The sequence below is a fragment of the Rhodococcus sp. Z6_132 genome (assembly GCF_058133635.1).
In genome coordinates this window covers 877,428-900,045 of record NZ_JBYUNP010000002.1, presented here as the reverse complement: position 1 = coordinate 900,045, position 22,618 = coordinate 877,428, and the positions used below count along the sequence as shown (strand labels likewise).

The following is a 22,618-nucleotide window of genomic DNA, read 5'->3' as shown; positions in this document are numbered from 1 at the left end:
GCGCTGAGCGCCCGCACCAGGGCTCTGGGGCGGGCGCTCAGCGCTGTTCGGACACTGCTCCGGCGCGGTGACGACCGGCCGTGGCCGGTGGCTGCTGCGGGCCGAGCACGGCGGCGATCTCGGCGATCTGCTTGGCGTTGAGCTGCGCCCGTTGGCCGCGCAGCCACTCGACGAGGTGGTCGCCGTGGACGTAGGTCATCCGGTCGCCGCCAGCGACCTCCTGCGGGAACTCGCCCCACAGCACGACCACGCCGGTGACCCAGGTGCGAAGGCCGCAGCGCTCGCGGAGCAGCTGGCTCAGGTAGAGGCCTTGTCCGCGGGACTGCGCCGCCGGAGCCGCACTGGAGTAGGCGGGTCGATCGGTGCCGGGGCGGGTGAGGGTGAGCACGTCGCCGGAGGCGCTAATGGTGCCCTGCAGGTTCTTGGTGTCCAGCGCGAAGACGCCACCGGGACCGATGAGTGCGTGGTCGATGTTCGATCCGCCGCGGTCGAGGTCGTGAACCACGCGCCACCCCTCCCCCATCAGCTGGGCGACGACCTTGGCGGTGCGCTCCTCGCCCCAGCTGCCCATCCGGTACTGCTCGATCCAGGCGGGCGGCGAGTTCCACATCATGAGGAAGGCGAACAGCGCGCCACCACTGAGCATGCCCGCGTAGTCGTGCCACCTGTGCTCGTGCGTTGCTGTTGCCGTGCCGAGGCAGATGGTGGCGACCACGAGTCCCGCGACGATGAACATCGTGCGGTTGCGGGCTCGCCACGCGCGGGCGTGCTCGCTGTAGAGATTCGCCGCCGACTTTCCTGCTTGGCGCGTGATCCGTCGACGCGCGAACATCCCTGCCATTCGGCCCCCGCTGATTCAGCCGAATTCTTTGGCGCACAACGTCTTGATGCGCCAAGGGGCGATGATGCCCGTGGCTACTTCTCGTTGTCTAGCGTGACTATCGGTGGCATTTGGCGTTGTCCCAGAATTGTCGGCACACGGTTCTATGATTCGAACATGAGTTCGAATGGTTCAGCGGAGGACCTCCCCGACGAGGTCGCCTCGCTGCTGGCTGAGCATGCCGCGGTGGTGGCGCGGTTGCAGCAGGTGCCGCTGGCCGGGCTGTCCGATGCTGGGGTGTTGGCGGTGTGCCGTGAGGTGGAGCGGGTGCACCGGATGAAGCCGACGGTCGGCCATCGGTTGATCGTGGAGATGGAGTGCCGTTCCTTGTCCACGGTGTTCCTGGCGCGGGGCACGGCGGGGTTGTTGTCAGAAGTGCTGCACCTGGACATCCAGGAGGCCCGTGCTCGGGTGCGAGCCGCCTTGGTGCGGGGTCCTCGGACGTCCTTCACTGGTGCGGATCTCGGTCCGCTGCAGCCCGCCACGGCAGCAGCCGAAGCGGCTGGGGCGATCTCGCCGCGCCACGCTGACATCGTCGCCAAGACGATGCACGACCTACCCGCATCCCTGGACACCGAAACCATCGGCCTGGCCGAGCAGACCCTCGCCGCGCAAGCCTGCGCGCTGCGGCCTTCCGAGCTGGCCAAGGCCGCGGAACGACTGGCTGCCTACCTGGACCCGGACGGGCGGGAGACCTCCGACGCCGATCGGGCGCGGCGGCGCGGGTTCACCATCGGCCGCCAGCGCCCCGACGGGATGAGCCGCATCAGTGGTGAGCTGGATCCGATGGCCCGAGCGCTGGTGGACGCGGCGTTCTCCGCCGCTGCGCGACCGGTCACCGAGGACGGGGTGGCAGACCCGCGCAGTGCCGCCCAGCGCAACCACGACGCGCTGGGCACGTTGTGTCGCAACGCGCTGGCGGGCGGTGAGCTGCCCGGCAACCGCGGATTACCGGCGACGGTGGTGGTCACCATGGGGCTGGCGGACCTGGAGCGCCGCGCCGGGACAGCGTCGACCGCCTCGGGCGGCACGGTGCCGGTGCGCGATGTGCTGCGCAGGGCGGCGGACGCGAAGTGGCTGCCCTGCGTGCTCGACTCCACCGGACAAGTGCTCCACCTCGGTCAGGGCCAGCGCCTGGCCTCACCGGCCCAACGGTTGGCGCTGTACGCCCGTGACCGCGGCTGCACCCGACCCGGCTGTGAGATGCCCGCCCAGTGGACCCAGGTCCACCACCTGCACGAGTGGCAACACGGCGGACCCACCGACCTGCACAACTTGGCGCTGGTCTGCCCGTTCGACCACCGCCTCATCACCCACGAAGGCTTCACCGTCCGCATGGGCACCAGCGGCCGCATCGAGTGGATCGCACCCAGACATGTTGACCCACATCAAGTTCCACGCACCAACCCGATCCACCACCCACCCGACCTCAGCGATGCGAGCCCCCCGTGACGCACTACCGGCGCTTGCCGAAAGCCCGGGACACCAACCACCCCTCGAACATCCCTGCGACAAAGATCCCCGCGATGCGGGCAACCTTGAGCGCCTCGGGAGGGAGCATCGACAACGCGTTGAGCTCGCCACCAGACACCGGTGCCGCCGCAGCAACGGGGGCGCCCTGGGCCGCAGCGGCCACCGGCGCGCCAGCGACAGGGGCGACAGCGCTGGCGTCCGAGCCGGCTGCGTCCCCCTGCAGCATCGCGGCCAGGTTGGTCGCGAACTGCGCCATGATCTTGTTGGACACCGCCACGATCGCGCCCTTGCCGAACGCCACGATCTTTCCGCTGATCACCAGGTCGGTGTCCACCCGCAGCTGTGACCCACCCTCCACCGGGTCCACCGCCAGCGCGATGTGCGCCTGCGCATCACCGTTGCCGTGTGAGTCCGCACCCTTGCCCTCCATGGTCAGCCGCCGCGTCGCGTCGTCCACCGAGAGGAACTTGATCTTGCCGTTGTAGGCCGCGCTCACCGGCCCGACCTTCACCTTCACCCCACCGACGTAGGCATCGCCGTCCTTGCCGGTGAGCGTCGCACCCGGCACGCACGAGGCGACCCGCTCCACGTCGTTGATCAGCGCGAACACCTGCTCGGGCGGGGCCGGGACGGTGATGACGTTCTCGAGCTTCACTGTGCACTCTCCTTGGCCGCGCCACCACACCGCTGGGCGGCGCACGCGGAAATGCTGTCGATGATGGTCTGGTATCCAGTGCACCGGCAGTAGTTGGAGGACACCACCTCGCGCACCTGCTCCCGGGTCGGGCTGGGCTCCTCGGCGAGAAACCCCTCGGCCAGCATGAGGAAGCCGGGTGTGCAGAACCCGCACTGCAGCCCGTGGTTGTCGGCGAAGCACTGCTGCAGGTCGCTGAGCGTCCCGTCCGGCTCGGCCAGCGACTCCACCGTGCGCACCTCGCGCCCCTCGGCCTGCACGGCGAACATCAGGCAGGCGCGAGCCGGCTGGCCGTCCACCAGCACCGTGCACGCCCCGCACACCCCGTGCTCGCACCCGACGTGGGTGCCGGTGAGCCGCAGGTCGTGGCGCAGCGCGTCCACCAGCGTCCGCCGCGGCTCCACCACCAGCTCGTGCTCGACACCGTTGACGGTGAGCTCGATGAGCACCTTCTCGCTCATGCCGGGCTGTCCTCTCGTGCAGTCGCGGTCGCGGTGGCCAGCGCAGCCGCCACGACGTGCGGATGAATGGGCGTGTCGTTCAGCTCGACGCCGGTGTGGCGCAACCCGTCGTTGACCGCGTTGAGCACCGCGGCGGGCGCACCGATGGTGCCGCCCTCCCCCGCGCCCTTCGCGCCCGACTCGGTGAACAGGCACGGCGTCTCCAGGTGCGAGATTCCCACGTCGGGGATCTCGCACGCGGTGGGCACCCGGTAGTCGATGAAGCTGGCCACCAGCGGCTGCCCGTTGGCGTCGTAGGTGACCTCCTCGAACAGCGCACCGGCAATGCCCTGCGCGATGCCGCCGCGAGCCTGGCCGTCCACCACCTTCGGGTTGATGGCCACCCCGCAGTCCTCCACGCAGTAGTAGCGCAGGATCTCCACCTTGCCCGTGCCCGGGTGCAGCTCGACCACCGCACCGTGGGTGGCGTTGGAGAACGTGCCGTCGCCGTTGACGTCGAAGCTGGCCGTCGCCGCCAGCCCCGGCTCCACCCCCTTGGGCAGCAGCTGGGCCCGCAGGTGGGCGACCTCGGCGATGGCGCGGTAGTCCAGGCCCGTGCCCGGCTCGTCGACCAGCTCCACCCGGCCCTCGCCCAGGCGCACGTTGTCGATGTGGGTGTCCAGCAGGTGCGCGGCGATCTCCAGCAGCTTGTCGCCCAGCTTCACCGCGGCCAGCGACACCGCGCTACCGCCGATGGTGATGGAGCGGCTGGCGAAGCTGCCGAAGCCGTAGGTGATCCGGTCGGTGTCACCCTGGACGATCTTCACCTGGTTGATGTCCAGGCCCAGCTTGTCCGCCACGATCTGCGCCATGGTGGTCTCGTGGCTCTGCCCGTGGCTCAACGTGCCGGTGGTCACCACCACCGTGCCCGAGGTGTCCATCTTGATCTCGGAGATGTCGAAGCCGGGCACCACGTCCATCTTGCGGGCGGCGAACGCGGCCGAGCCGTAGCCGGTGCGCTCGCTGAAGCAGGAGTAGCCGATCCCGACGTGGCGACCCTGCTGCGCCGCCTCCGCCTGGTACTCGTACCAGCCCTCGTCCTGCAGCACCTGCTCGCACAGGTTCAGCGACTCCAAGTAGGAGCCCGGGTCGTAGGTGATGTTGTTGATCCCCGTGTAGGGGAAGACCGTGATGAGGTTGCGCCGGCGCAGCTCCACCGCGTCCATGCCCAGCTCGCGAGCGGCGCGCTCCATCAGCCGCTCGATCACCATCACGTACTGCGGCCGGCTCACCCCGCGGTAGGGCGCGGTGGGCGCTTTGTTCGAGGTGATGGCCCGTCCGCGCACCCGGTAGGCGGGAAGCTGGTACACCCCGGGCATCTCCGCCGACGCCATCAGCGGCTCGATGCCGGCGGTGAACGGGTAGCAGGAGTAGGCGCCCATGTCGCAGAGCACGTCAGCCTGCAGCGCCAGCAGGGTGCCGTCGGCGTCGAAGGCGGCCTTGGCGTCGTAGTGCTGCTCCCGGGCCAGGAACGACGCGGTGAGCGCGTCGCGGCGGTCCTCGATCCACTTCACCGGTCGCTTCAGCCGCAGCGCAGCCGCGGCCACCGCGATCTCCTCGCGGCCCACCACGCACTTGATGCCGAACCCGCCGCCCATGTCCGGCACGACCACCCGGATCTTGCGCTCGTCCAGGCCCAGGCTGCGAGCGGCCACGGTGCGCACCTGGTGCGGCACCTGGCTGCAGGTGTAGATGATCAGCTGCTCGTCGCGGGCGTCCCAGTACGCCAGCGCGCCGCGGGTCTCGATGGGCAGCGCGTTCTGCCGCCCGGTCGAGCACTGCACGTCCACCACCACCGCGCCCTCGGCGAAGGCCTGGTCCACGCCCTCGGTGTCGAACATCGACACGTCCAGGAAGGTGTTGGCGGGCACCTCGTCGTGCACCAACGGGGCGCCCTCGGCGAGCGCGCCCGGGATGGAGGTGATGGCCGCGCCCACCTCGTACTCCACCTCCACCAGCTCCAGCGCGTCCTCCACCAGGTAGGCGTCGTCGGCGACCGCGATGGCCAGCGGCTCGCCGACGTAGCGCACCCGGTCCTGGGCCAGCACCGGCATCTCGGTGGGCCGGAACTCAGTCAGCGGGCGGTCCAGCCCGGCGATGATCCCGGTGAGACCGAGGTCGCGGGCGGCAAACACGCCCCGCACGCCCCGCATGGCCCGGGCGGCGTCCAGGGACAGCGCGGTGACGCTGCCCGCGGCCACCGTGGAGCGGACGAACTGGGCGTGCAGCATGCCCGGCAGGGTGATGTCGTCCAGAAAACGGCCGGAGCCGGTGAGCAGGCGCGGGTCCTCGCGGCGCTGCACCGACCTGCCGACCCAGGACCCTCCGCGCAGCGTGCGCTCACTCGCGGTGGCGGTCACTGCAGAACCTCCTGTCGTGCGGTCTGGCGCAGCGCCGCCTCGGGCAGCGCGCTGGCCAGCAGGGTGCGCACCAGGCCGCGGACGTACTCCGCGCCCCCCGCGGCGACGTCGTCGTCGAGCTCTACCGACGCGGCGGCGGCCTCGGCGCACGCAGTGACCAGCGCGCTGTCGAAGCGGCCGGCGTCGGTGAGCACGGCCTCGGCGGCAGGCACCCGCACGGGCACCGGCCCCACCCCGCTCAGTGCCACGCGGCCGCCGCGCACCTGCTCGCCGTCGAGGTCGAGATCCACCGCCACCGCGACCACGGCGAAGTCACCCTGCCGCTGGGCGTGCTCGGCCAGCGCGGCGTGCGGCGCGGGTCGAGGAAAGCAGATCTCCACGATCATCTCGTCCGGCTCCAGCGCCGTGGCGTAGAAGCCGAAGAAGAACTCCGACGCGGCCACGGTGCGCCGTCCGCGCACCGACTCCACCACGATGTCGGCGTCCAGCAGCACCGCCAGCAGGCACCACTCGGCGGTGGCGTCGGCGTGCGCGATGCTGCCGCCGACCGTGCCGCGGGTACGGATGGGCAGGTGCCCGATCCAGCGCATGGCGTCGGCGATCACCGCGTAGTCCGCGGTGAGGCCCGCCCGGTCCATCTCCACCTGCCGGTGCGTGGTCAGCGCTCCGACGTGCAGCCCTGCGGCGTCCCGGGTGAGGTAGCTCAGCTCGTGCAGGCCGGTCACGTCGACGAGGTGCGCCGGCCGGGCGAGGCGGAAGCTCATCATGGCGACCAGGCTCTGGCCCCCGGCGATCAGCTTGGCGTCCTCGCCCAGCTCGGCGAGCGTGGCGACGGCGGAGGCAACCGAGTGAGCGCGGTGGTAGTGGAACCGGGCGGGCTTCATCAGGGGCTCCTTACCCGTTGCTCTTGACGACGATGAGCGGCGTCTCGATCTCGTCCATGCCGTCGAGCTCGCGGCCCTTGGTCTCCGGGGCGCCGACGATCATCCACAGCACCGCGACGAGCACCGCGATGCCGGAGATGGCGAAGGTCAGCGGGAGCCCGAACACCGGCCACAGCAGCGAGCCGAACAGCAGCGGGGCGAACCCGGTGGCCACCCGGCTCACCGAGGAGGCCCAGCCGAACCCCGAGGCCCGGATCTCGGTGGGGTACAGCTCGGACACGTAGGCGTAGAGCACCGGGATGGTCAGCTGGATCAGGAAGCCGAACACCGCCAGCCAGATCAGCGCCACGTTGCCGACGTCGAGCATCATCGCGAACAGCACCAGCGCGACCGCCGCGATGGGACCGGACAGGCCGATCACCCACTTGCGCCCGTAGGCCTCGCAGAGCCAGGCCGAGGTGAGCACGCCGATGATGCCCACACCGGTCATCAGCGTGGTGCCGGCGAAGGCCGCCTGGTCGCCGTATCCCTGCTCGCGCAGGATGGTCGGCATCCAGGTCAGCGCGGCGTAGTACAGCAGCATGATGGTGACGAACAGCAGCCAGGCGGTGGCCGTGATGCGCGGGCTGAAGCGCCAGATGTCGCGCAGCTGGGTGAACGCAGCCTTCACGCTCATCTTCTCGGCCGGCGGCTGCGGGGCGAACTCGTAGGGCTCGGGGGTGACGCCGGTGTTGGTGACCAGGGTGTCGATGACCTGACGGGCCTCAGCCTCGCGGCCGGCCTTGGCCAGGAACATCGGTGACTCCGGGACACCGCGACGCACCCAGAACAGCAGCAGCGCCGGCAGCACCATGAACATCAGCATCCAGCGCCAGCGCTCGTCGCCGTCGATGGGCACCAGTGCCGTGGCTACCAGGCCACACACCGTGCCGCCGATCGGCCACCACACGTCCATGGCGGCCAGCACCCGTCCGCGCAGCTTGCTCGGGGAGAACTCGCTGACGATGGCGTAGTCCACCGGGATGCAGCCACCCAGGCCGAACCCGGCGAGGAACCGCAGCGCGATGAACACCTCGTAGCTGGGCGAGAACGCCCCGAGCACCGAGAACAGCGCGAAGATCAGCATGGTGATGCTGAAGGCCTTCTTGCGGCCCATCTTGTCGGCCACCGTGCCCCACACCACGGCACCGACGGCCATGCCGATGAGGTTCGCCGTGGCCACCAGGCTGCGCTCCGGGGTGGACAGGTTCCAGAAGTCGCCCACCAGGGGGGTGAGGAAGCCGTTGAGCACGACGTCCCAGGCGTCGAACATGTACCCGAGGCCACCGATGATGAAGATGCGACCCTGCACGTTCCATCTCCAGGGCAGCCCCTGGACGATCTGTTCGCCGGTCTTCATGGTTCTACTTCCTGTCGAGTCAGAGGGTCGACAGTGCGGCGTTGCACTGGAGGGGGTGGTGCTTGGTCGCCGAAAGGGTTGGCCTACTTGGCGAACTGGTAGATGAAGCTCTCGTTGTCGGGGTCGTTGAGCGGGGTGCCGCTCCACAGCCACTCGTAGGAGACGATGGACTCGCCGTTGAAGTTCTTGAGCTTGGCGTCGCGCTCACGCTGCTCCGGGCCGTCCTCGAGGTGGTAGAGGTCCATGTTGGCCAGCGAGGCGTCCTGCACCATGCCGGCGTGCTTGGCCCGGCGGGCCACGTAGCGCACCAGGGCGTCGTCGATCCCCGAGCGGGTGACCCGGCCCAGCTCCTCGGCCAGCACCGCGGCGTCCTCCATGGCCTGCGAGGCTCCCTGGGCCTGGTACGGCAGCATCGCGTGTGCCGCGTCGCCGAGCAGTGCCACCCGGCCGTCGATCCACACCGGGTCGCGGCGGCGGTAGTGCAGCGCCTGCAGCAGCACGTCGTCGTTGGCCTTGGACAGCATCGCCTGCACCCGGTCGTCCCAGTCGAGGTACTCGTTGGTGAGCTGCTGGGCGGTCGCGGTCACCGGTCCGCCGTCGCGCACCTCGTCGGTGCAGGGCACCAGGGCCACCACGTTGAGGTACTCCCCGCCGCGCAGCAGGTAGTGCACCAGGTGGCGACCGGGGCCGTACCAGATGGTCGACTGGAAGCGATCGAAGAGGAAGCGGGTGGCCGGGTCCTTGAAGATCCGCTCACCGGGGATCAGCGCCCGGTAGGCCATCTCGCCGGAGAACACCAGGTTGTCGTCGAAGCCGGCGGCCTCGCGGACCCGCGAGCGCACACCATCGGCACCGATCACCACGTCGGCCTCGTGGCGGGAGCCGTCGGCAGTGAGCACCACCGGTCGCTCCGGTGTGAACCGGTCCAGGTCCACCACCCGGCTGTTGGTGTGCAGCTGCACCACCGGGCCCGGCTGCAGCGGGTCGCGGCAGGCGTCCAGGATGACGTTGTGCAGGTCGGCGCGGTGGTAGTGCCAGTACGGCGCCAGGTAGTTGTCCTTGACGAACTCCCCCAGCGACGTGAGGCCGATGATCGAGCCGTCCTCCCAGCGGCGGCGCACCTGGTCCAGTGGCTCGGTGCGGATGGCCTCGAGCTGGCGGCGCAGCCCCATGCCCATGAGGACCTTGCTGGCGTTGGGCGCGGTCTGGATGCCGGCACCGACCTCGCCGAGCTGCGGGGCCGCCTCCAGGACGGTGACGCGGAGGCCGAACCGGCGCAGCGCCAGGGCGGCGGTGAGTCCGCCCAGACCGCCACCGACGATCAGGACCTCGTAGGACTGGCTCGGGGCCATGGTGTGCTCCTGTCGCTGGAGGGGTCTAGTGCTCGACGAGGTGGCCGGCATCGACCACGGTGGTCCCGTCGATGCGGACGGTGTTGTTGCGCTGCGCAATGTCCAGGTGGGCGTAGGAGTCGCGGTCGAGCACCGGGTGCGGCCCGGTGGACCAGAGGAAGTTCCCGGCGAAGGCGCGGGCGTCCATGCCCATGATCTCGTTCTTGCCGTACATCGCCGTGGCGAACCAGTCGCCGGTCTTCATCAGGCCCCAGCCCATGTGCGAGAGGTACCGCGCCCACTTGTCCTCGGAGTCCTCGAAGAAGGTGTTCAGCATGGTCGCCTCGGCGCCACCGGTGACCTCCACGATCTGGCCGTTGTTGACGTGCAGGGTGGTGCGCGAGCGCACGTACTCCTTGAACGGCAGCAGGATGTCGCCCTCGTCCAGCACGATGACGCCGTTGGAGATCTCCGGCCAGCAGAGCACCATCGTGGACGGCCAGTGGTCCCAGCGGCCCGGGTCGTCGGCGAAACCCACCTGGAACTCCGGCTGGGCATTGCGCAGCTCGACGGTGAGGTCGGTGCCCGCGGCGGAGCTGACGTGCATCACCTGCGACCGGTTGACCAGGTCGACGCCGGCCTGCACCCGCGCCTTGTCACCCTCCTGAGGCATGTTGCGGATGAGCACCTCAGGGGCGTCGCAGACGAAGATGATGCGGGTGCCCGCGGCGAGGATCTCCTGCTGCACGGGGGCGTGGATGAAGCCCTCGCTGGTCAGGTCCACCACCAGGTCGGCCGCCTTGAGCACGCCCTGGGCGACCTGGTCGGCGAGGACCGACACCAGGCCGGGGCCGGCGCCGGTGTGCGTGCTGGGCATGGGTGCGGGGCTGCCCCCGGAGGCGGTGACGACCAGCGCGTGCGCACCCAGGGTCTGGGCGGCGCCGAACGCGGCAGCCACGTAGTCGCCCCGGCTGCTGGGTTCGGTCAGGACGACGACGTGCTCGCCACGCTGCACCTTGCACAGCTCCAGCTGACGGGTGAACGCGCGGAGCAGGTCTGCGGACCTCAGGTCAAACATCGGTCTCCCTTTCCTTGTCGCCGAGGGACGGCGGGGGGCCTGTCCGACGGAGCTGGTGCTCCACCGCCGGGAGGGCGGTGTCGGAAACTGGTTGTGCAATCGGTTGCTCAGGACGCTAACCCGTGGATATTCGAGTGTCGATCCCCTGCGGGCCGATTTGTGGGATTTCATGAAGCCGTAACACGAGACCGGCTCATCCGCTGCAGATCGGCCAGGTACGGCAGCTCCGCGCGGGCCTGCTCGATCGCGCCGGCCGGCACGTGGACCACCGCGGCGTCCGGGGTATCGCCCAGCTCCACCAGCCGGGTGCCGCGCGGGTCCACCACGGTGGAGTGCCCGGCGAAGGCGACCCCCTGGGCGTTCTCCCCGCACAGCCCGGCGGCGGCGACGATGCAGCCGTTCTCCACCGCCCGCGACACGGTGAGCAGCCGCCAGATGTGCCGGCGAGCCCGGCCGAAGGCAGCGGGCACCGCGATGACGTCAGCGCCGGCCACGGCCAGCTCGCGGACGGTCTCCGGGAAGCCGGCCTCGTAGCAGATCACCACGCCGACCGTCCCGACCGCGGTGGGCACCAGCAGCCCGCTGGCGTCGCCCGCCTGGAAGACCGCGCGCTCGCCGCCCCACAGGTAGCGCTTGGCGCCCCGGTGCTCGCGGCCGTCGGCGGTCAGGACCAGCGAGCAGTTGTGCAGCCGGCCGGAGGTGTCCAGGCGCGGAACCGCGGTCACCACCGTGGTCTGGGTGCGCACCGCCAGCGCGGTGAGCCGGGCGGTGGTCAGCTCGGTGGTGGCCTCGGCGATGGCGGGGTAGTCCAGGGTCAGGTCGTAGCCGGTGACGGCGAGCTCGGGCAGCACCACCACGTCGGCGCCCTGCTCGCCGAGCTGGGTCACCACCGTGTCCAGGTGGTCCAGCGCCACCTCCGGGGAGCTGCTGACGGCCGGGGTCTGCACCACCGCCACGCCGATGCTGCTCACCGGAAGGACCCTGCGTCGGGTCCGCCGCCCTGGTGGACGCTGTGGGTGAGGTTGGAGTAGTAGGGCCCCGCCAGTCGCGCCAGCCACTTGCCGGTGGAGACGTCGGTGTAGCCGTGCTCGTCGATGGCGTCGTGGCGGGCCGTCACGGCCAGCACGGTGCCCAGGACCAGGGTGTCGGTGCCCAGCGGCACTGCCTGGGCCAAGCGGCACTCCAGCGAGATCAGCGACTCCTGCACCGAGGGCACGGCCACCTGCAGGGAGTCGATGGCGGTGACGCCGGCCAGGTCGAACTCGTCCACGTGCGGCTCCACCGTGGCGAAGCTGGCGGTGACCGCCGCGGCGTTGTCCACCGACGGGATGTTCACCACGAACTCGCCAGTCTCGCGGATGTTCACCAGGGTGTCCTTGTCCTGGCCGGGGAAGCCGATGCGCTCGCCGATGGACACCGCCAGGGTCGCCGGGTTGCGCGAGGCGACCGTGAAGAAGCTGAACGGCGCGAGGTTGCGCACGCCGGCACCGTCCACGGTGGAGACCCAGGCGATGGGGCGCGGCTGGACCGCGCAGGAGAGCAGCTTGTAGACGTCGGCGTCGCCGAGCTCGGTCAGGTCGAAGGTGCGGCTCGACGCCGTCCCCGCGGTCACGTTGTCCACTGGTCCTGCCTCCCGGGCGGCCACGCTGCGGGGTCGCCTACTCGTGTGCAACTGCTCGTGCAATCGGTTGCACAGTAACCTGCGCACTGCACGAGCAACACCCCTTGGCGGGTGGTGAGCGGAGGTTTTACCCAGCTGTTACCCAGCCCCGGCCGACGGGGGGTTCAGGTGCTAGGGCTGCCCCAGGGAGCGCCGCAGCCCGGCGCGCGCGGTGTCCTCGGCGCTGCCGGGCTCGCGCCCTGGTCCGTACCCGTCGGCGGTGCCGTCGGTGACCTGGACCTCGGCCTCCCAGGGCACCCGGTACTCGCCCTTCACCAGGTCGGTCATGAAGGTGTAGGGGCAGTCGCGGGCACCCCCGCGCACCGCGGTGAAGCCGCGGTGGCCCAGCTGGTAGATGTTGTTCTCCACGCCCCAGGTGCGGCGGGCGGCGTCAGCCCGGGACGGCTCGATGGACACGGTGAGCACCCGTCCGGGGGTGGCGTCGCCCTTGGCCAGCACGGTGCCCTCGAAGTCGCAGACCATCGACTCCCCCATCGAGCCGATGCTGTTGCCGTCGTCGCCGGCCAGCGCCACCGAGGCGGTGAAGGCGAGGTTGTGGAAGGCGTTGGCCTCGTTGGTGATGCGCCAGGACTGCTGCAGCGGAAACTTGTAGCCGGCGGTGCGCAGCAGCACGTTGGCGCCGCGGTAGGCGGCCTCTCGCGCCACCTCGGGGAACATCCCGTCGTGGCAGATCAGCAGGGCCAGCCGGGAACCGCCCGGCCCGTCGCACACCGCAATCCCCCCGTCGCCGGGCTCCCACGGCTCCTTGGGCACCCACGGGTGCAGCTTGCGCTGGTACAGCACGATCTCGCCGGAGGCGTCCACGATGATTCCCGAGTTGAACGGGGCGCCCTGTGGGTTGCGCTCCATGATGCTGAAGCAGCCCCACGTCCCGGTCTGCGCGCACACCGCACGCAGCCGCTCCACCTCCGGGCCGCCCAGGACGAGCATCAGCTCGTCCCGCGCCCAGGCACCCTTGCGGAGCCCGTGCAGGCCGTACTCAGGAAAGACCAGCAGCTGCACGGTGGGAAACGCGGTGGCGATCTCGGTGACCGTGGCGCACACGCTGTCCACCACCGCGGCCACATCCTTCGTGGTGTTCACCAGCGGGACCTGCTGCTGCACCAGCCCCAGGGTGAGGGCTCCCTCGGGCGGGTTGAGTCCACTGAGGCCAGTCATCGGCGGCTTCCTCTCGGCTGGTCGGACGCAATTTTGCGCAATCGATTGCTCCCAACGCTACAGTGAAATTGTCGGTGCCCCGGTGCGGGCGCCGCTGCCCGGGGCCGGCCGCAGCCTGTCCCGACGGGCACGGCACGGCCGTGCGACTCCAGGGGGTCCCAGTGCGAGAACGAGCTCCAGCGGCCAGCACCAGCCGCTCGATGGTGACGCTGAAGACGGTGGCGGTGGCCGCCGGCGTGCACGTCTCCACGGTGTCGCGCGCCCTGCGCCGAGCGGCGGTGGACGGCGACTCGGCGAGCCCCCGCGACCGCGAGCTGCTCGAGCTGGCCCGCGAGATGGGCTACGTGCCCAACCCCAACGCTGCCAGCCTCACCACCCGCCGGTCGATGGCCTTCGGTGTGCTGGTGCCCCGGCTCACCGACACCGTGCTGGCTGCGGTGTACGACGCCGTGGAGGAGACCGCCAACCGCGCGGGCTACGCCACGTTCGTCTCCAACACCCGTGACGACCCCGCCGAGCAGCAGCGCCTGGTGGAGCTGCTGCTCGGTCGAGCGGTGGACGGGCTGATCATCGGCGACTCCCGGCTGGACAACGACAACATCGCCCGGCTGGTGGAGCGCGGCATCGACCTGGTGCTGGTCAGCCGCCGCTGTGCCGGCGCGCCGTCGGTGACCACCGACGACGTGGCCGGCGGCGAGCTGGCGGCCACCCACCTGCTCGAGCTGGGCCACCGCAGCATCGGCGTGGTCGCCGGACCGCTGTGGGCCAGCACCGCGGCGGAGCGGGTCACCGGCTTCCGGGCCACGCTGGAGCGGGCCCGGGTGGCGCTGCCCGCCGAGCACGTCCGCGAGGAGGGTTTCGACGTCGCTGCCGGACGGCGCGGCACCGAGGCGCTGCTGGACGGGCCCTGTCCGCCCACGGCGATCTTCGCCACCAACGACGACGCCGCCATCGGTGCGCTGGGGGTGCTGCGGGACCGCGGGCTTCGCCCCGGCCACGACGTGTCGGTGATCGGCTACAACGACATTCCCATCGCCGCCGAGCTGGCAGTGCCGCTGAGCACGGTGCGCGCCCCGCTGCAGGAGATGGGGGTGCGGGCGGCCGAGACGCTGCTGGCGCTGACCCACCGCCTGCCTGCGTCGTCGGTGGCGCTCAAGCCCCAGCTGGTCGCGCGGGCCACCACTGCACCACTGGCGGTCTGAGCGCGGACTAAGGTCTCCCGCGCCGGAGCCGCAGCGTCGCGGGCCAGCCCGTCCCCACGACGTCGTCGGAAAGCAGCCGCTGCAGTGCCCTCTCTCCCACCCGCGCCCTCTCTCCCACCCGCGCCCTCTCTCCCACCCGCGCCCTCTCTCCCTCCCCTGCCCGCGCTCACCCGCCCGGCCTGGTTCACCCCGCGGGTGCTGCGCACCGAGGTGCTGGCCGGGCTGGTGGTGGCCCTGGCGCTGATCCCTGAGGCCATCTCCTTCTCCATCATCGCCGGAGTGGATCCGCGCGTCGGCCTGTTCGCCTCCTTCACCATGGCGGTGACCATCGCCATCGTGGGCGGTCGGCCGGCGATGATCTCCGCCGCCACCGGGGCGGTGGCCCTGGTGGTGGCTCCGCTGGCCCGCGAGCACGGGGTGGAGCACCTCTTCGCCGCGGTGATCCTCGGCGGGGTGCTGCAGGTGGTGCTCGCCGGTCTGGGCGTGGCCCGGCTGATGCGCTTCCTGCCGCGCAGCGTGATGGTGGGCTTCGTCAACGCGCTGGCCATCCTCATCTTCACCGCCCAGCTGCCCTACCTGCGCAACGTGCCGTGGACGGTGTACGCGCTGCTCGCGGTGGGCCTGGTGGTGATGGTGGGCCTGCCCCGGCTCACCCAGGCGGTGCCCGCGCCGCTGGTGGCCATCGTGGCGCTCACCGCGTTCACCGTGGCCGCGCACGTGGCGGTGCCCACCGTGGGCGACCAGGGCGAGCTGCCGGACAGCCTGCCCGTGCTCGGGGTGCCCGGCGTGCCGCTCAGCCTGGAGACGCTGCAGGTGATCGCCCCGTACGCCCTGGCCATCGCCATGGTGGGGCTGCTGGAGTCGCTGATGACCGCCAAGCTGGTGGACGGCATCACCGACACCCACTCGAACAAGACCCGCGAGTCGTGGGGCCAGGGCGTGGCCAACATCGTCACCGGCTTCTTCGGCGGCATGGGCGGCTGCGCCATGATCGGGCAGACGATGATCAACGTGCGCAACGGGGCGCGCACCCGGCTGTCCACCTTCCTGGCCGGGGTGCTGCTGCTGGTGCTGGTGGTGGTCCTCGGCGACGTGGTGGCCCGCATCCCGATGGCCGCGCTGGTCGGCGTGATGGTGATGGTGTCCGTCGGCACCTTCGACTGGCACAGCATCCACCCGCGCACCCTGGTGCGGATGCCCCGCAGCGAGACGCTGGTGATGCTCTCCACCGTGGTGGTCACCGTGACGACCCACAACCTGGCCTACGGGGTGGGGGTCGGCGTGCTCGTGGCGATGGTGGCCTTCGCCCGGCGGGTGGCCCACCTGGTGGAGGTCGACCGCGAGCTCTCCCCCGACGGCGCCACCGTGCACTACCGGGTGCACGGCAACCTGTTCTTCGCCTCCAGCAACGACCTGGTGTTCGCCTTCCGCTACGCCGACGACCCGGCGCAGGTGGTGATCGACCTGGCCCAGGCGCACGTCTGGGACGCCTCGACCGTCGCCTCGCTGGACGCCGTGACCGAGAAGTACCGCGCCCGGGGGGCGAGCGTGAGCATCATCGGCATGAACGACGACAGCGAGCGGCGCCACCTGCGCCTGGCGGGGACACTGAACCAGTAAGGTAGTGATCGGTGTGCCGGGAAGTCTGGTCGGCGATTCTGCTGGCGACCCCTGACGGAGGCACGAACGTGACCACTGCACCCCCCAACAACACCCTCTTCAGCCGCGGCTCCTGGCCGGAGGCCAGCCGAGTCGCGCACCTGTTGCGGGGCGAGACGCTGGGCGGGGCGCTGCTGCTGGTGGCCACCGTGGCGGCGCTGGTCTGGGCGAACACCCCGGCGTCCGGGGCCTACGAGGCCCTCCGTGACTTCACCTTCGGCCCGCACGCGCTGCACCTGGACCTCACCGTGGGCCAGTGGGCCGCCGACGGGCTGCTCGCCATCTTCTTCTTCGTGGCCGGGCTGGAGGTCAAGCGCGAGTTCGTCGCCGGTGACCTGCGTGACCCGCGCCGGGCGGCCCTGCCGGTGATGGCGGCGCTGGGCGGGATGGCCGTCCCGGCGCTGGTCTACGTGCTGGTGAACCTGAACACCGGCGACGGAGCCCTGCAGGGCTGGGCCATCCCCACCGCCACCGACATCGCGTTCGCGCTGGCGGTGCTCGCCGTGATCAGCACCCACCTGCCCATCGCGCTGCGCACCTTCCTGCTCACCCTGGCGGTGGTGGACGACCTCTTCGCCATCGCCATCATCGCCGTGTTCTTCACCAGCGGGCTGGCCATCACTCCCCTGCTGCTGGCCCTGCTGCCGCTGGCCGCGTTCGGGTGGCTGGTGCAGCGCCGGGTGCGCACCTGGTGGCTGCTGATCCCGCTGGCGCTGGCCACCTGGGCGCTGGTGCACGCCTCCGGGGTGCACGCCACGGTGGCCGGGGTGCTGCTCGCCTTCACCGTGCCGGTGGTGCGCAGCCAGGCCGCCGGCGGACCGGACGCCGGTCCCGGGCTGGCCGAGCACTTCGAGCACCGGCTGCGCCCCCTGTCCTCCGGGTTCGCGGTGCCGGTGTTCGCCTTCTTCGCCGCCGGGGTCACCGTGGGCGGGCTCAGCGGCTTCGGCGACGCGCTCACCGACAAGGTGGCCATCGGCATCGTGCTGGGCCTGGTGGTGGGCAAGGCGGTGGGCGTGTTCGGCGCCACCTGGCTGGTGTCGCGGTTCACCAGGGCCGGCCTGGACCCGTCGCTGCGCTGGGTGGACGTCTTCGGCGTCTCGGTGCTGGCCGGCATCGGGTTCACCGTGTCGCTGCTCATCGGCGAGCTGGCGTTCGGGCTGGGCAGCCTGCGGGACGAGCACGTCAAGGTGGGGGTGCTCACCGGATCGGTGATCGCCGCGCTGCTGGCTGCGGTGATCCTGCGGCTGCGCAACGCGCACTACCGGCGGGTGGCCAAGACCGAGGAGCTCGACCTCGACCGCGACGGCATCCCGGACATCTACCAGCAGAGCGACTGACCCCGTGCGGGTCACCGTCTCGGCGACCGGTGCGGCCACCCCCGACGTGGTGTGGGACCGCTACGTGCGCCCGGCCCGGTGGCCGACGTGGTCGCCCTACATCCGCCGGGTGGACTGCGCCGACGAGGTGCTGCAGGCCGGCACCATCGGGCAGGTGCACGGGCCCACGGGTCTGGTCGGCGACTTCCGGGTGCTCGTCGTGGAGCCGGCCGAGCGCACGTGGTCGTGGCGCGTGCGCATCCGGCACCTGAAGATGCAGCTGGACCTGCTGCACGACGTGCAGGAGGCCCCCGAGGGGGGCACGAGCAGCACGCTGCGCATCGACGGGCTGGTTCCCGTCGCACTGTCCTACGCTCCGATCGCGCAGTGGTCGCTCACCCAGCTGGTGCGGCCCTGACGCCCGAGGCGGGACGGGGGCGGCGGTGACCGACAACGGCACGATCGTGGTGGGCGTGGACGGATCGGCGGGCTCTGGGCACGCGCTGCGGTGGGCGGTGCGCCACGCCGAGCTGACCGGCGCACAGGTGCGGCAGTGGCTGCCTGGGAGCACCCCGCGGCCTACGGGTGGGCGCCGGTGTACCCACCGAACGATCCCGTGCCCGTGCTGACCGCGGCGATGCTGGACCGCACGGTGCGGGCCGCGCTCGGTGAGCACGACGCCGCACGGGTGCAGCAGACCGCCAGCGAGGGCCACGCCGCGCAGGTCCTGGTGGACGCCGCCGACGGCGCCGAGCTGCTGGTGGTGGGCACCCGCGGTCACCGTGGGCTGGCGGCGGCGCTGCTGGGGTCGGTGAGCCAGCAGTGCGTGCAGCACGCGCCCTGCCCCGTGGTCGTGGTGCCGGAACCGCGGCTGCCCCGCTAGCGCGATTCTCGGGTCGCGGAACCCTGCAGGTGCGAGGATGTGACGTCAGTGTCACCACGGGGGGCCGTCACGAGCTGTGGCGGAGTCGTGGCGGCGCACCGTCATTCCGGGGGGAACACGCGTGCACCCAGCTTCGTCGCCCAGCAGCATCCACGTGTGGTCGGTCCGCGAGCGGGCCCAGCACCTCGGGGTGCTGGACGCGCTGGTGTTCCGGCGGCTCTCCGGCGCGGCCTGGGCGCACCTGGGCGGACTCGGCGGCGGCCGGGACTGGGTGGGCGTGGTGGACGCCGACACCCACGGCGAGCTCAGCATCGCCCACCTGCCCTCCCGCGTGCACGGCGTCCACCGCTTCGACCACGCCCACCGCAGCCAGGTGCTGGGCTCCTACGCGGCCCGCTCCGGCGCGGTGGTGCGCACCAGCCCGGACGTGGTGGTGATCCTGGCCAGCCCCACCGGCGTGCTGGCGCCCGAGGCTGACGACCAGGCTCTCTGCGCGCTCGCCATGACGGTCAGCTCGGTGGTCGACGACATCACCCCCGCCAAGCGGCTGGCGGACGAGCTGGAGGTGCTGCACGCTGTCCGTGCGGTCACCACGGGCGCGCCGCAGGACCTCGCGGGAACCTTGCGCCACGTGCTCACGGTCGCCCTGGACGCGCTGGGCTGCGACGTCGGGGCGCTCTGCTACGCCAGCTCCGGGCCCACGGTGCTGAGCAGCTGGCCAGGGGTGGACCCAGCCGACCCGGCGGTGGCCCGAGCGGTGCTGCTGCTGCGCCAGGGGGTGGGCGCCACGATGCTGTGCGTGCAGGACACCACCGGCCGCGACCTGCCCGGTGCGCTGTCGCTGGCGGCCGGGGTGCGCTCCCTGCTGGTGGTGCCGATCCCGGACGAGGCCGGTGGCGTGCTGGTGGCTGCGCACACCGACGCCGACCCCCGGGGGTTCACCGCGCTGCGCCAGGAGCTGGCCCGGCAGGTGGCCGACGCGGCCGGGGTCGTGCTGCACACCGCCGCGCTGCGCGAGGAGCTGCGGGCCAGTGCCGCCGAGCACGCCTCGGCGGCACGGCGCGACCCGCTGACCCGGCTGGGCAACCGCCTGGCGTTCGACGAGGCGCTGGTCGCCGCGCAGCAGCAGGTGGACGACGGTCGCCACGTCACGGTGCTCACGGTGGACCTGGACGGGCTGAAGCTGGTGAACGACACCTACGGCCACGCCGCCGGGGACCAGCTGCTGCGCCGGTGCGCGGACGTGCTGCGCCAGCACTCCCGGGCCGAGGACGTGTGTGTGCGGCTCGGAGGCGACGAGTTCGCGGTGCTGATGCCCCACGCCGGGGACATGGCCCAGCACCGGCTGGCCACGCTCTCCGGGCTGCTGGGCGGCGGGGACGCCGGGAGCGGTCGGGTGTCGGGCAGCGTGGGGATGGCCACGGCGGCCCCGGGCACCAGCGTGGCCGACGCGGTGCGCGAGGCCGACACCGCGATGTACGCGGCCAAGCGGGCCCGCCGTGCGCGCAGCTGGTCGGCGTCCTGACGGGCTGGAAAGGTCACGAAAATGGAGCCGAGCACACAAGTGTGCACTGCTGACAGAGTTGTCCCGAACCCGGGATAACACCTAATTACGCGCAGCTGGTCACCATTCTTGACGACGGCTCCTAACCCGACCTTGCACACCCTTCCGCGCCGGACTCTGCCGCCGGTGTGGTTACTCAAAGTAACCGCCCGGCCCGCCGAACCCCCCCGTGCTGACTGTCGGCTCACTAATCACACTTCGGGCCGCCCCGCTGGCCGGAAGCCTCGCGGTCCCACTGAGTGGGACAGCAGAGGTGCTCGGGCACAACCGATCCCGCCTGGGAGCCGCGGACCTCACCCGGGGTTCACGCCGCCGCGCACCTGCGGTTCGCCCAGGTTTCCACCACCGAGCACCGCTCGGCGTGGCGCGCTCGCTGCAGAAGCAGACCCCAAGGTCAGGGCAGGCGTATTGACAGTGGGTGATGAATAGTTCAACTTATGCACACGCAGCGTGTAACGCTTACGCACGCTCCGTAGATATGTAGTCGATCGTTCAGTGCGGAGGGCGGATTCGCTGCTCCGGGGAAGCTTGTTTCTCCGGTGGAGCGCAGCTGTGTCGGTACTGAGTTCCCTGAGCAGAAGTGGGTACCGATGTCAGACAACGCGCACGCCACCTCGGTGGTGGCCGACGCCCCTCGCCGGGCGGGGCGTCCCCGTTCCATCCGCAGTGCCGTGGACCTGCTGGTCGAGGAGAACCTGCCGCTGGTGGGACACATCGTCCGCCAGATCGCGGTGCGGCTGCCCGACCACGTGGCCCGCGAGGACCTGATCTCCGCCGGGATGGCTGCGCTGGTGGCCAGCGCCCGCAGCTTCGACACCGGCCGTGGCATTCCCTTCACCGGGTTCGCCACCTTCCGCATCCGCGGTGCGGTGCTGGACGAGCTGCGCGGGATGGACTGGGCGAGCCGGTCGGTGCGCGGCAAGGCCCGCCGGCTGGAGACCGTTCGCGGCGAGCTCACCGCAGCGCTGGGCCGAGCGCCCCGGCCGGAAGAGCTCGCCAACGCCATGGGCGTCACCCTGGCCGAGATGGGCAGCAACGAGGCCGACGTGCAGCGGGCCAGCGTGCTCAGCCTGCAGGGCTTCGCTCCGGAGACCGGCGCGCTGCTGGTGCAGGACCGGGGCACCGGCCCCGAGCAGACGCTGCTCAACCGCGAGCAGCTCGGCCTGCTGCACGACGCCATCGACGTGCTGCCCGAGCGGCTGGCGCACGTGGTGCGCTCCTACTTCTTCGACCAGCGCCCGATGGCCGAGATCGCCGCCGAGCTGGGCGTGACGGCCTCGCGGGTGTCGCAGATCCGCGCCGAGGCGCTCACCATGCTGCGTGCTGGTCTGGCCGCCAACGAGCGCAGCAGCGCCACGGCCAAGCAGTCCACCCGCACCAAGGCCAAGGAGGCCGCCTACGCCGCTGCCGTCGCCTCGCGCGGCACGCTGGCCACCCGGCTGCAGAAGTCCACGGTGCTCGGCGACATCATCGCCGAGACCTACCGCACCACCGCCGCGGCGCCGCGCGGCTGCACCGCCTGAGCGCCGTGGTGCGGGACAGCGTGGCGGGGACGGTCGCTCGATGACCCTGCTGAGTGACGTTCGGGGTCCGGAGAGCGTGGCGGTGGGTGTCGCCGACGAGTCGTGGCGTGGGCTGTTCCACCGCACCGCCATCCAGTCGATCAGCCTCCGGACCGGTCAGCAGTGCCTGTCCACGCGCATCCACGGTGCCGACGGCCGGCTCTTCGGCGGCATCAGCGGCGTCCGCGACGGCACGGGCGTCGAGGCCGGGCTGGACCTGGTGTCGGCCCGGGCCACGCCGGCGGTGGTGGCCACGGTGCTGCGCCGCTCGCTGGAGAAGCTGGGCGCGCAGGGCGTGCGCGAGGTGGAGCTGCACCTGCCGCCGGCCTGCCACAGCGACAACGAGCCACTGGTGCAGTTCACCGTGCTCAACGAGGGATTCACCGTCCGCAGCTGCGAGCTCAACCAGCACCTGGACCTGAGCCACCTGCGGTCGCCGCGGCAGTGGGTGGACGAGCTCCGCCGTCCGGCCCGCTCCGCGCTGGACCGGCTGCGCGCCAAGGACCTGCAGGTCCGCGAGGCGCGGGGCCGCGCGGAGTGGGAGGCCGCTCGCCGGCTGCTGCACGGCGGTGCGGACCTGGTGCTGTCCTGGGACGACCTGGCCGGGGCTCGTGCACCGCTGGCCCCGCACGTGCGGATGGTGTGCGTGTTCCGTCGGGGTGCCCCGATCGCCGCGGCGCTGGTCTACCGGGTGCGCCCGGCGGTGGAGCTGGTGGCCGCGTGGGGCGAGAGCGACCACCGATTGGCGCACTCCCCGCTGGTGCTGCTCGCCGCTGAGCTGGTGGAGCAGGCGCTGCGCCAGGGAGTGCAGACCATCGACCTCGGGCAGGTGTCCGACGTCGCCGCTGTCGCGGGTGAGGCGGCCGAGCGCGGGCACGGCTCGGCCCAGCTGGCGCGGAGCCTGTCCGCTCGCGAGCAGCCGCGGCTCACCGTTGTCACCACGCTCGCCACCTAGCTGGTCGCGCTGACCGGGCGATGTGTCCCCTGCGCGAGT

General features: G+C 71.4%; 21 protein-coding genes. 10 read left to right on the top strand and 11 right to left on the bottom strand.

The features are described 5' to 3' along the window. Positions 1-37 precede the first annotated feature (37 nt). Positions 38-832, bottom strand: coding sequence for a nuclease-related domain-containing protein (locus AC3YO9_RS10915; protein ID WP_489983147.1), 795 nt, complete (start codon positions 830-832; stop codon positions 38-40). 165 nt (positions 833-997) lie between these two features. On the opposite strand from AC3YO9_RS10915, the gene AC3YO9_RS10910 reads away from it, so the two are divergent. Then, positions 998-2,332 (top strand): HNH endonuclease signature motif containing protein, encoded by a 1,335-nt coding sequence (locus AC3YO9_RS10910; RefSeq protein WP_489983146.1) that lies wholly within the window; start codon positions 998-1,000, stop codon positions 2,330-2,332. A 4-nt stretch (positions 2,333-2,336) separates the two neighbouring features. Here AC3YO9_RS10910 and AC3YO9_RS10905 read toward each other — a convergent pair whose 3' ends face one another. The 10 genes from AC3YO9_RS10905 to AC3YO9_RS10860 all read right to left on the bottom strand — a co-directional run bounded on the left by AC3YO9_RS10905 (position 2,337) and on the right by AC3YO9_RS10860 (position 13,438). Further along, positions 2,337-3,008: an SRPBCC family protein gene (locus AC3YO9_RS10905; RefSeq protein ID WP_489983145.1), complete on the bottom strand. Its 672-nt coding sequence runs from the start codon at positions 3,006-3,008 to the stop codon at positions 2,337-2,339. Next, a complete protein-coding gene (locus AC3YO9_RS10900) occupies positions 3,005-3,508 on the bottom strand; it encodes a (2Fe-2S)-binding protein (protein ID WP_489983144.1) in 504 nt (167 codons plus the stop codon). The genes AC3YO9_RS10905 and AC3YO9_RS10900 overlap by 4 nt, the downstream gene beginning before the upstream one ends. Then, entirely contained in the window at positions 3,505-5,907 is a 2,403-nt protein-coding gene (locus AC3YO9_RS10895) for a xanthine dehydrogenase family protein molybdopterin-binding subunit (RefSeq protein WP_489983143.1), read from the bottom strand. The genes AC3YO9_RS10900 and AC3YO9_RS10895 overlap by 4 nt, the downstream gene beginning before the upstream one ends. After that, the gene (locus tag AC3YO9_RS10890; protein WP_489983142.1) at positions 5,904-6,791 is read right to left on the bottom strand and encodes an FAD binding domain-containing protein; all 888 of its coding nucleotides are present in this window, start codon (positions 6,789-6,791) and stop codon (positions 5,904-5,906) included. Before AC3YO9_RS10890 ends, AC3YO9_RS10895 begins: the two co-directional genes overlap by 4 nt. Positions 6,792-6,801: 10 nt before the next feature. Further along, positions 6,802-8,190, bottom strand: a complete 1,389-nt coding sequence (locus tag AC3YO9_RS10885) for an MFS transporter (protein WP_489983141.1) — start codon at positions 8,188-8,190, stop codon at positions 6,802-6,804. 83 nt (positions 8,191-8,273) lie between these two features. Further along, the gene (locus AC3YO9_RS10880) at positions 8,274-9,542 is read right to left on the bottom strand and encodes an FAD-dependent monooxygenase (protein WP_489983140.1); all 1,269 of its coding nucleotides are present in this window, start codon (positions 9,540-9,542) and stop codon (positions 8,274-8,276) included. 25 nt (positions 9,543-9,567) lie between these two features. Next, the gene (locus AC3YO9_RS10875; RefSeq protein WP_127783005.1) at positions 9,568-10,599 is read right to left on the bottom strand and encodes a 2,5-dihydroxypyridine 5,6-dioxygenase NicX family protein; all 1,032 of its coding nucleotides are present in this window, start codon (positions 10,597-10,599) and stop codon (positions 9,568-9,570) included. Positions 10,600-10,766: 167 nt separating this feature from the next. Next, complete coding sequence (locus AC3YO9_RS10870; RefSeq protein ID WP_489983139.1) at positions 10,767-11,570, bottom strand: carbon-nitrogen hydrolase family protein; 804 nt, start codon at positions 11,568-11,570, stop codon at positions 10,767-10,769. Then, the gene (locus tag AC3YO9_RS10865) at positions 11,567-12,220 is read right to left on the bottom strand and encodes a flavin reductase family protein (protein WP_489983138.1); all 654 of its coding nucleotides are present in this window, start codon (positions 12,218-12,220) and stop codon (positions 11,567-11,569) included. The genes AC3YO9_RS10870 and AC3YO9_RS10865 overlap by 4 nt, the downstream gene beginning before the upstream one ends. A gap of 171 nt (positions 12,221-12,391) precedes the next feature. Further along, the gene (locus AC3YO9_RS10860) at positions 12,392-13,438 is read right to left on the bottom strand and encodes a formamidase (RefSeq protein WP_489983137.1); all 1,047 of its coding nucleotides are present in this window, start codon (positions 13,436-13,438) and stop codon (positions 12,392-12,394) included. 200 nt (positions 13,439-13,638) lie between these two features. On the opposite strand from AC3YO9_RS10860, the gene AC3YO9_RS10855 reads away from it, so the two are divergent. The 9 genes from AC3YO9_RS10855 to AC3YO9_RS10815 all read left to right on the top strand — a co-directional run bounded on the left by AC3YO9_RS10855 (position 13,639) and on the right by AC3YO9_RS10815 (position 22,579). Continuing rightward, a complete protein-coding gene (locus AC3YO9_RS10855; RefSeq protein ID WP_489983136.1) occupies positions 13,639-14,640 on the top strand; it encodes a LacI family DNA-binding transcriptional regulator in 1,002 nt (333 codons plus the stop codon). A 156-nt stretch (positions 14,641-14,796) separates the two neighbouring features. Beyond that, positions 14,797-16,260 (top strand): SulP family inorganic anion transporter, encoded by a 1,464-nt coding sequence (locus AC3YO9_RS10850; protein WP_489983467.1) that lies wholly within the window; start codon positions 14,797-14,799, stop codon positions 16,258-16,260. Positions 16,261-16,295: 35 nt separating this feature from the next. Then, positions 16,296-17,636, top strand: coding sequence for a Na+/H+ antiporter NhaA (gene nhaA, locus AC3YO9_RS10845; RefSeq protein ID WP_489983466.1), 1,341 nt, complete (start codon positions 16,296-16,298; stop codon positions 17,634-17,636). A gap of 4 nt (positions 17,637-17,640) precedes the next feature. Continuing rightward, positions 17,641-18,033, top strand: a complete 393-nt coding sequence (locus tag AC3YO9_RS10840) for an SRPBCC family protein (protein ID WP_489983135.1) — start codon at positions 17,641-17,643, stop codon at positions 18,031-18,033. 25 nt (positions 18,034-18,058) lie between these two features. After that, entirely contained in the window at positions 18,059-18,244 is a 186-nt protein-coding gene (locus AC3YO9_RS10835; RefSeq protein WP_489983134.1) for a universal stress protein, read from the top strand. Then, positions 18,169-18,498, top strand: coding sequence for a universal stress protein (locus AC3YO9_RS10830; RefSeq protein ID WP_489983133.1), 330 nt, complete (start codon positions 18,169-18,171; stop codon positions 18,496-18,498). The genes AC3YO9_RS10835 and AC3YO9_RS10830 overlap by 76 nt, the downstream gene beginning before the upstream one ends. A gap of 121 nt (positions 18,499-18,619) precedes the next feature. Continuing rightward, positions 18,620-20,023, top strand: a complete 1,404-nt coding sequence (locus AC3YO9_RS10825) for a GGDEF domain-containing protein (RefSeq protein ID WP_489983132.1) — start codon at positions 18,620-18,622, stop codon at positions 20,021-20,023. Between the two features lie 629 nt (positions 20,024-20,652). Then, positions 20,653-21,585 carry a sigma-70 family RNA polymerase sigma factor gene (locus tag AC3YO9_RS10820; protein WP_489983131.1) on the top strand — a complete coding sequence of 311 codons (933 nt, stop codon included), beginning with the start codon at positions 20,653-20,655 and terminating at the stop codon, positions 21,583-21,585. 40 nt (positions 21,586-21,625) lie between these two features. Next, entirely contained in the window at positions 21,626-22,579 is a 954-nt protein-coding gene (locus AC3YO9_RS10815) for a hypothetical protein (RefSeq protein WP_489983130.1), read from the top strand. Positions 22,580-22,618: the final 39 nt, after the last annotated feature.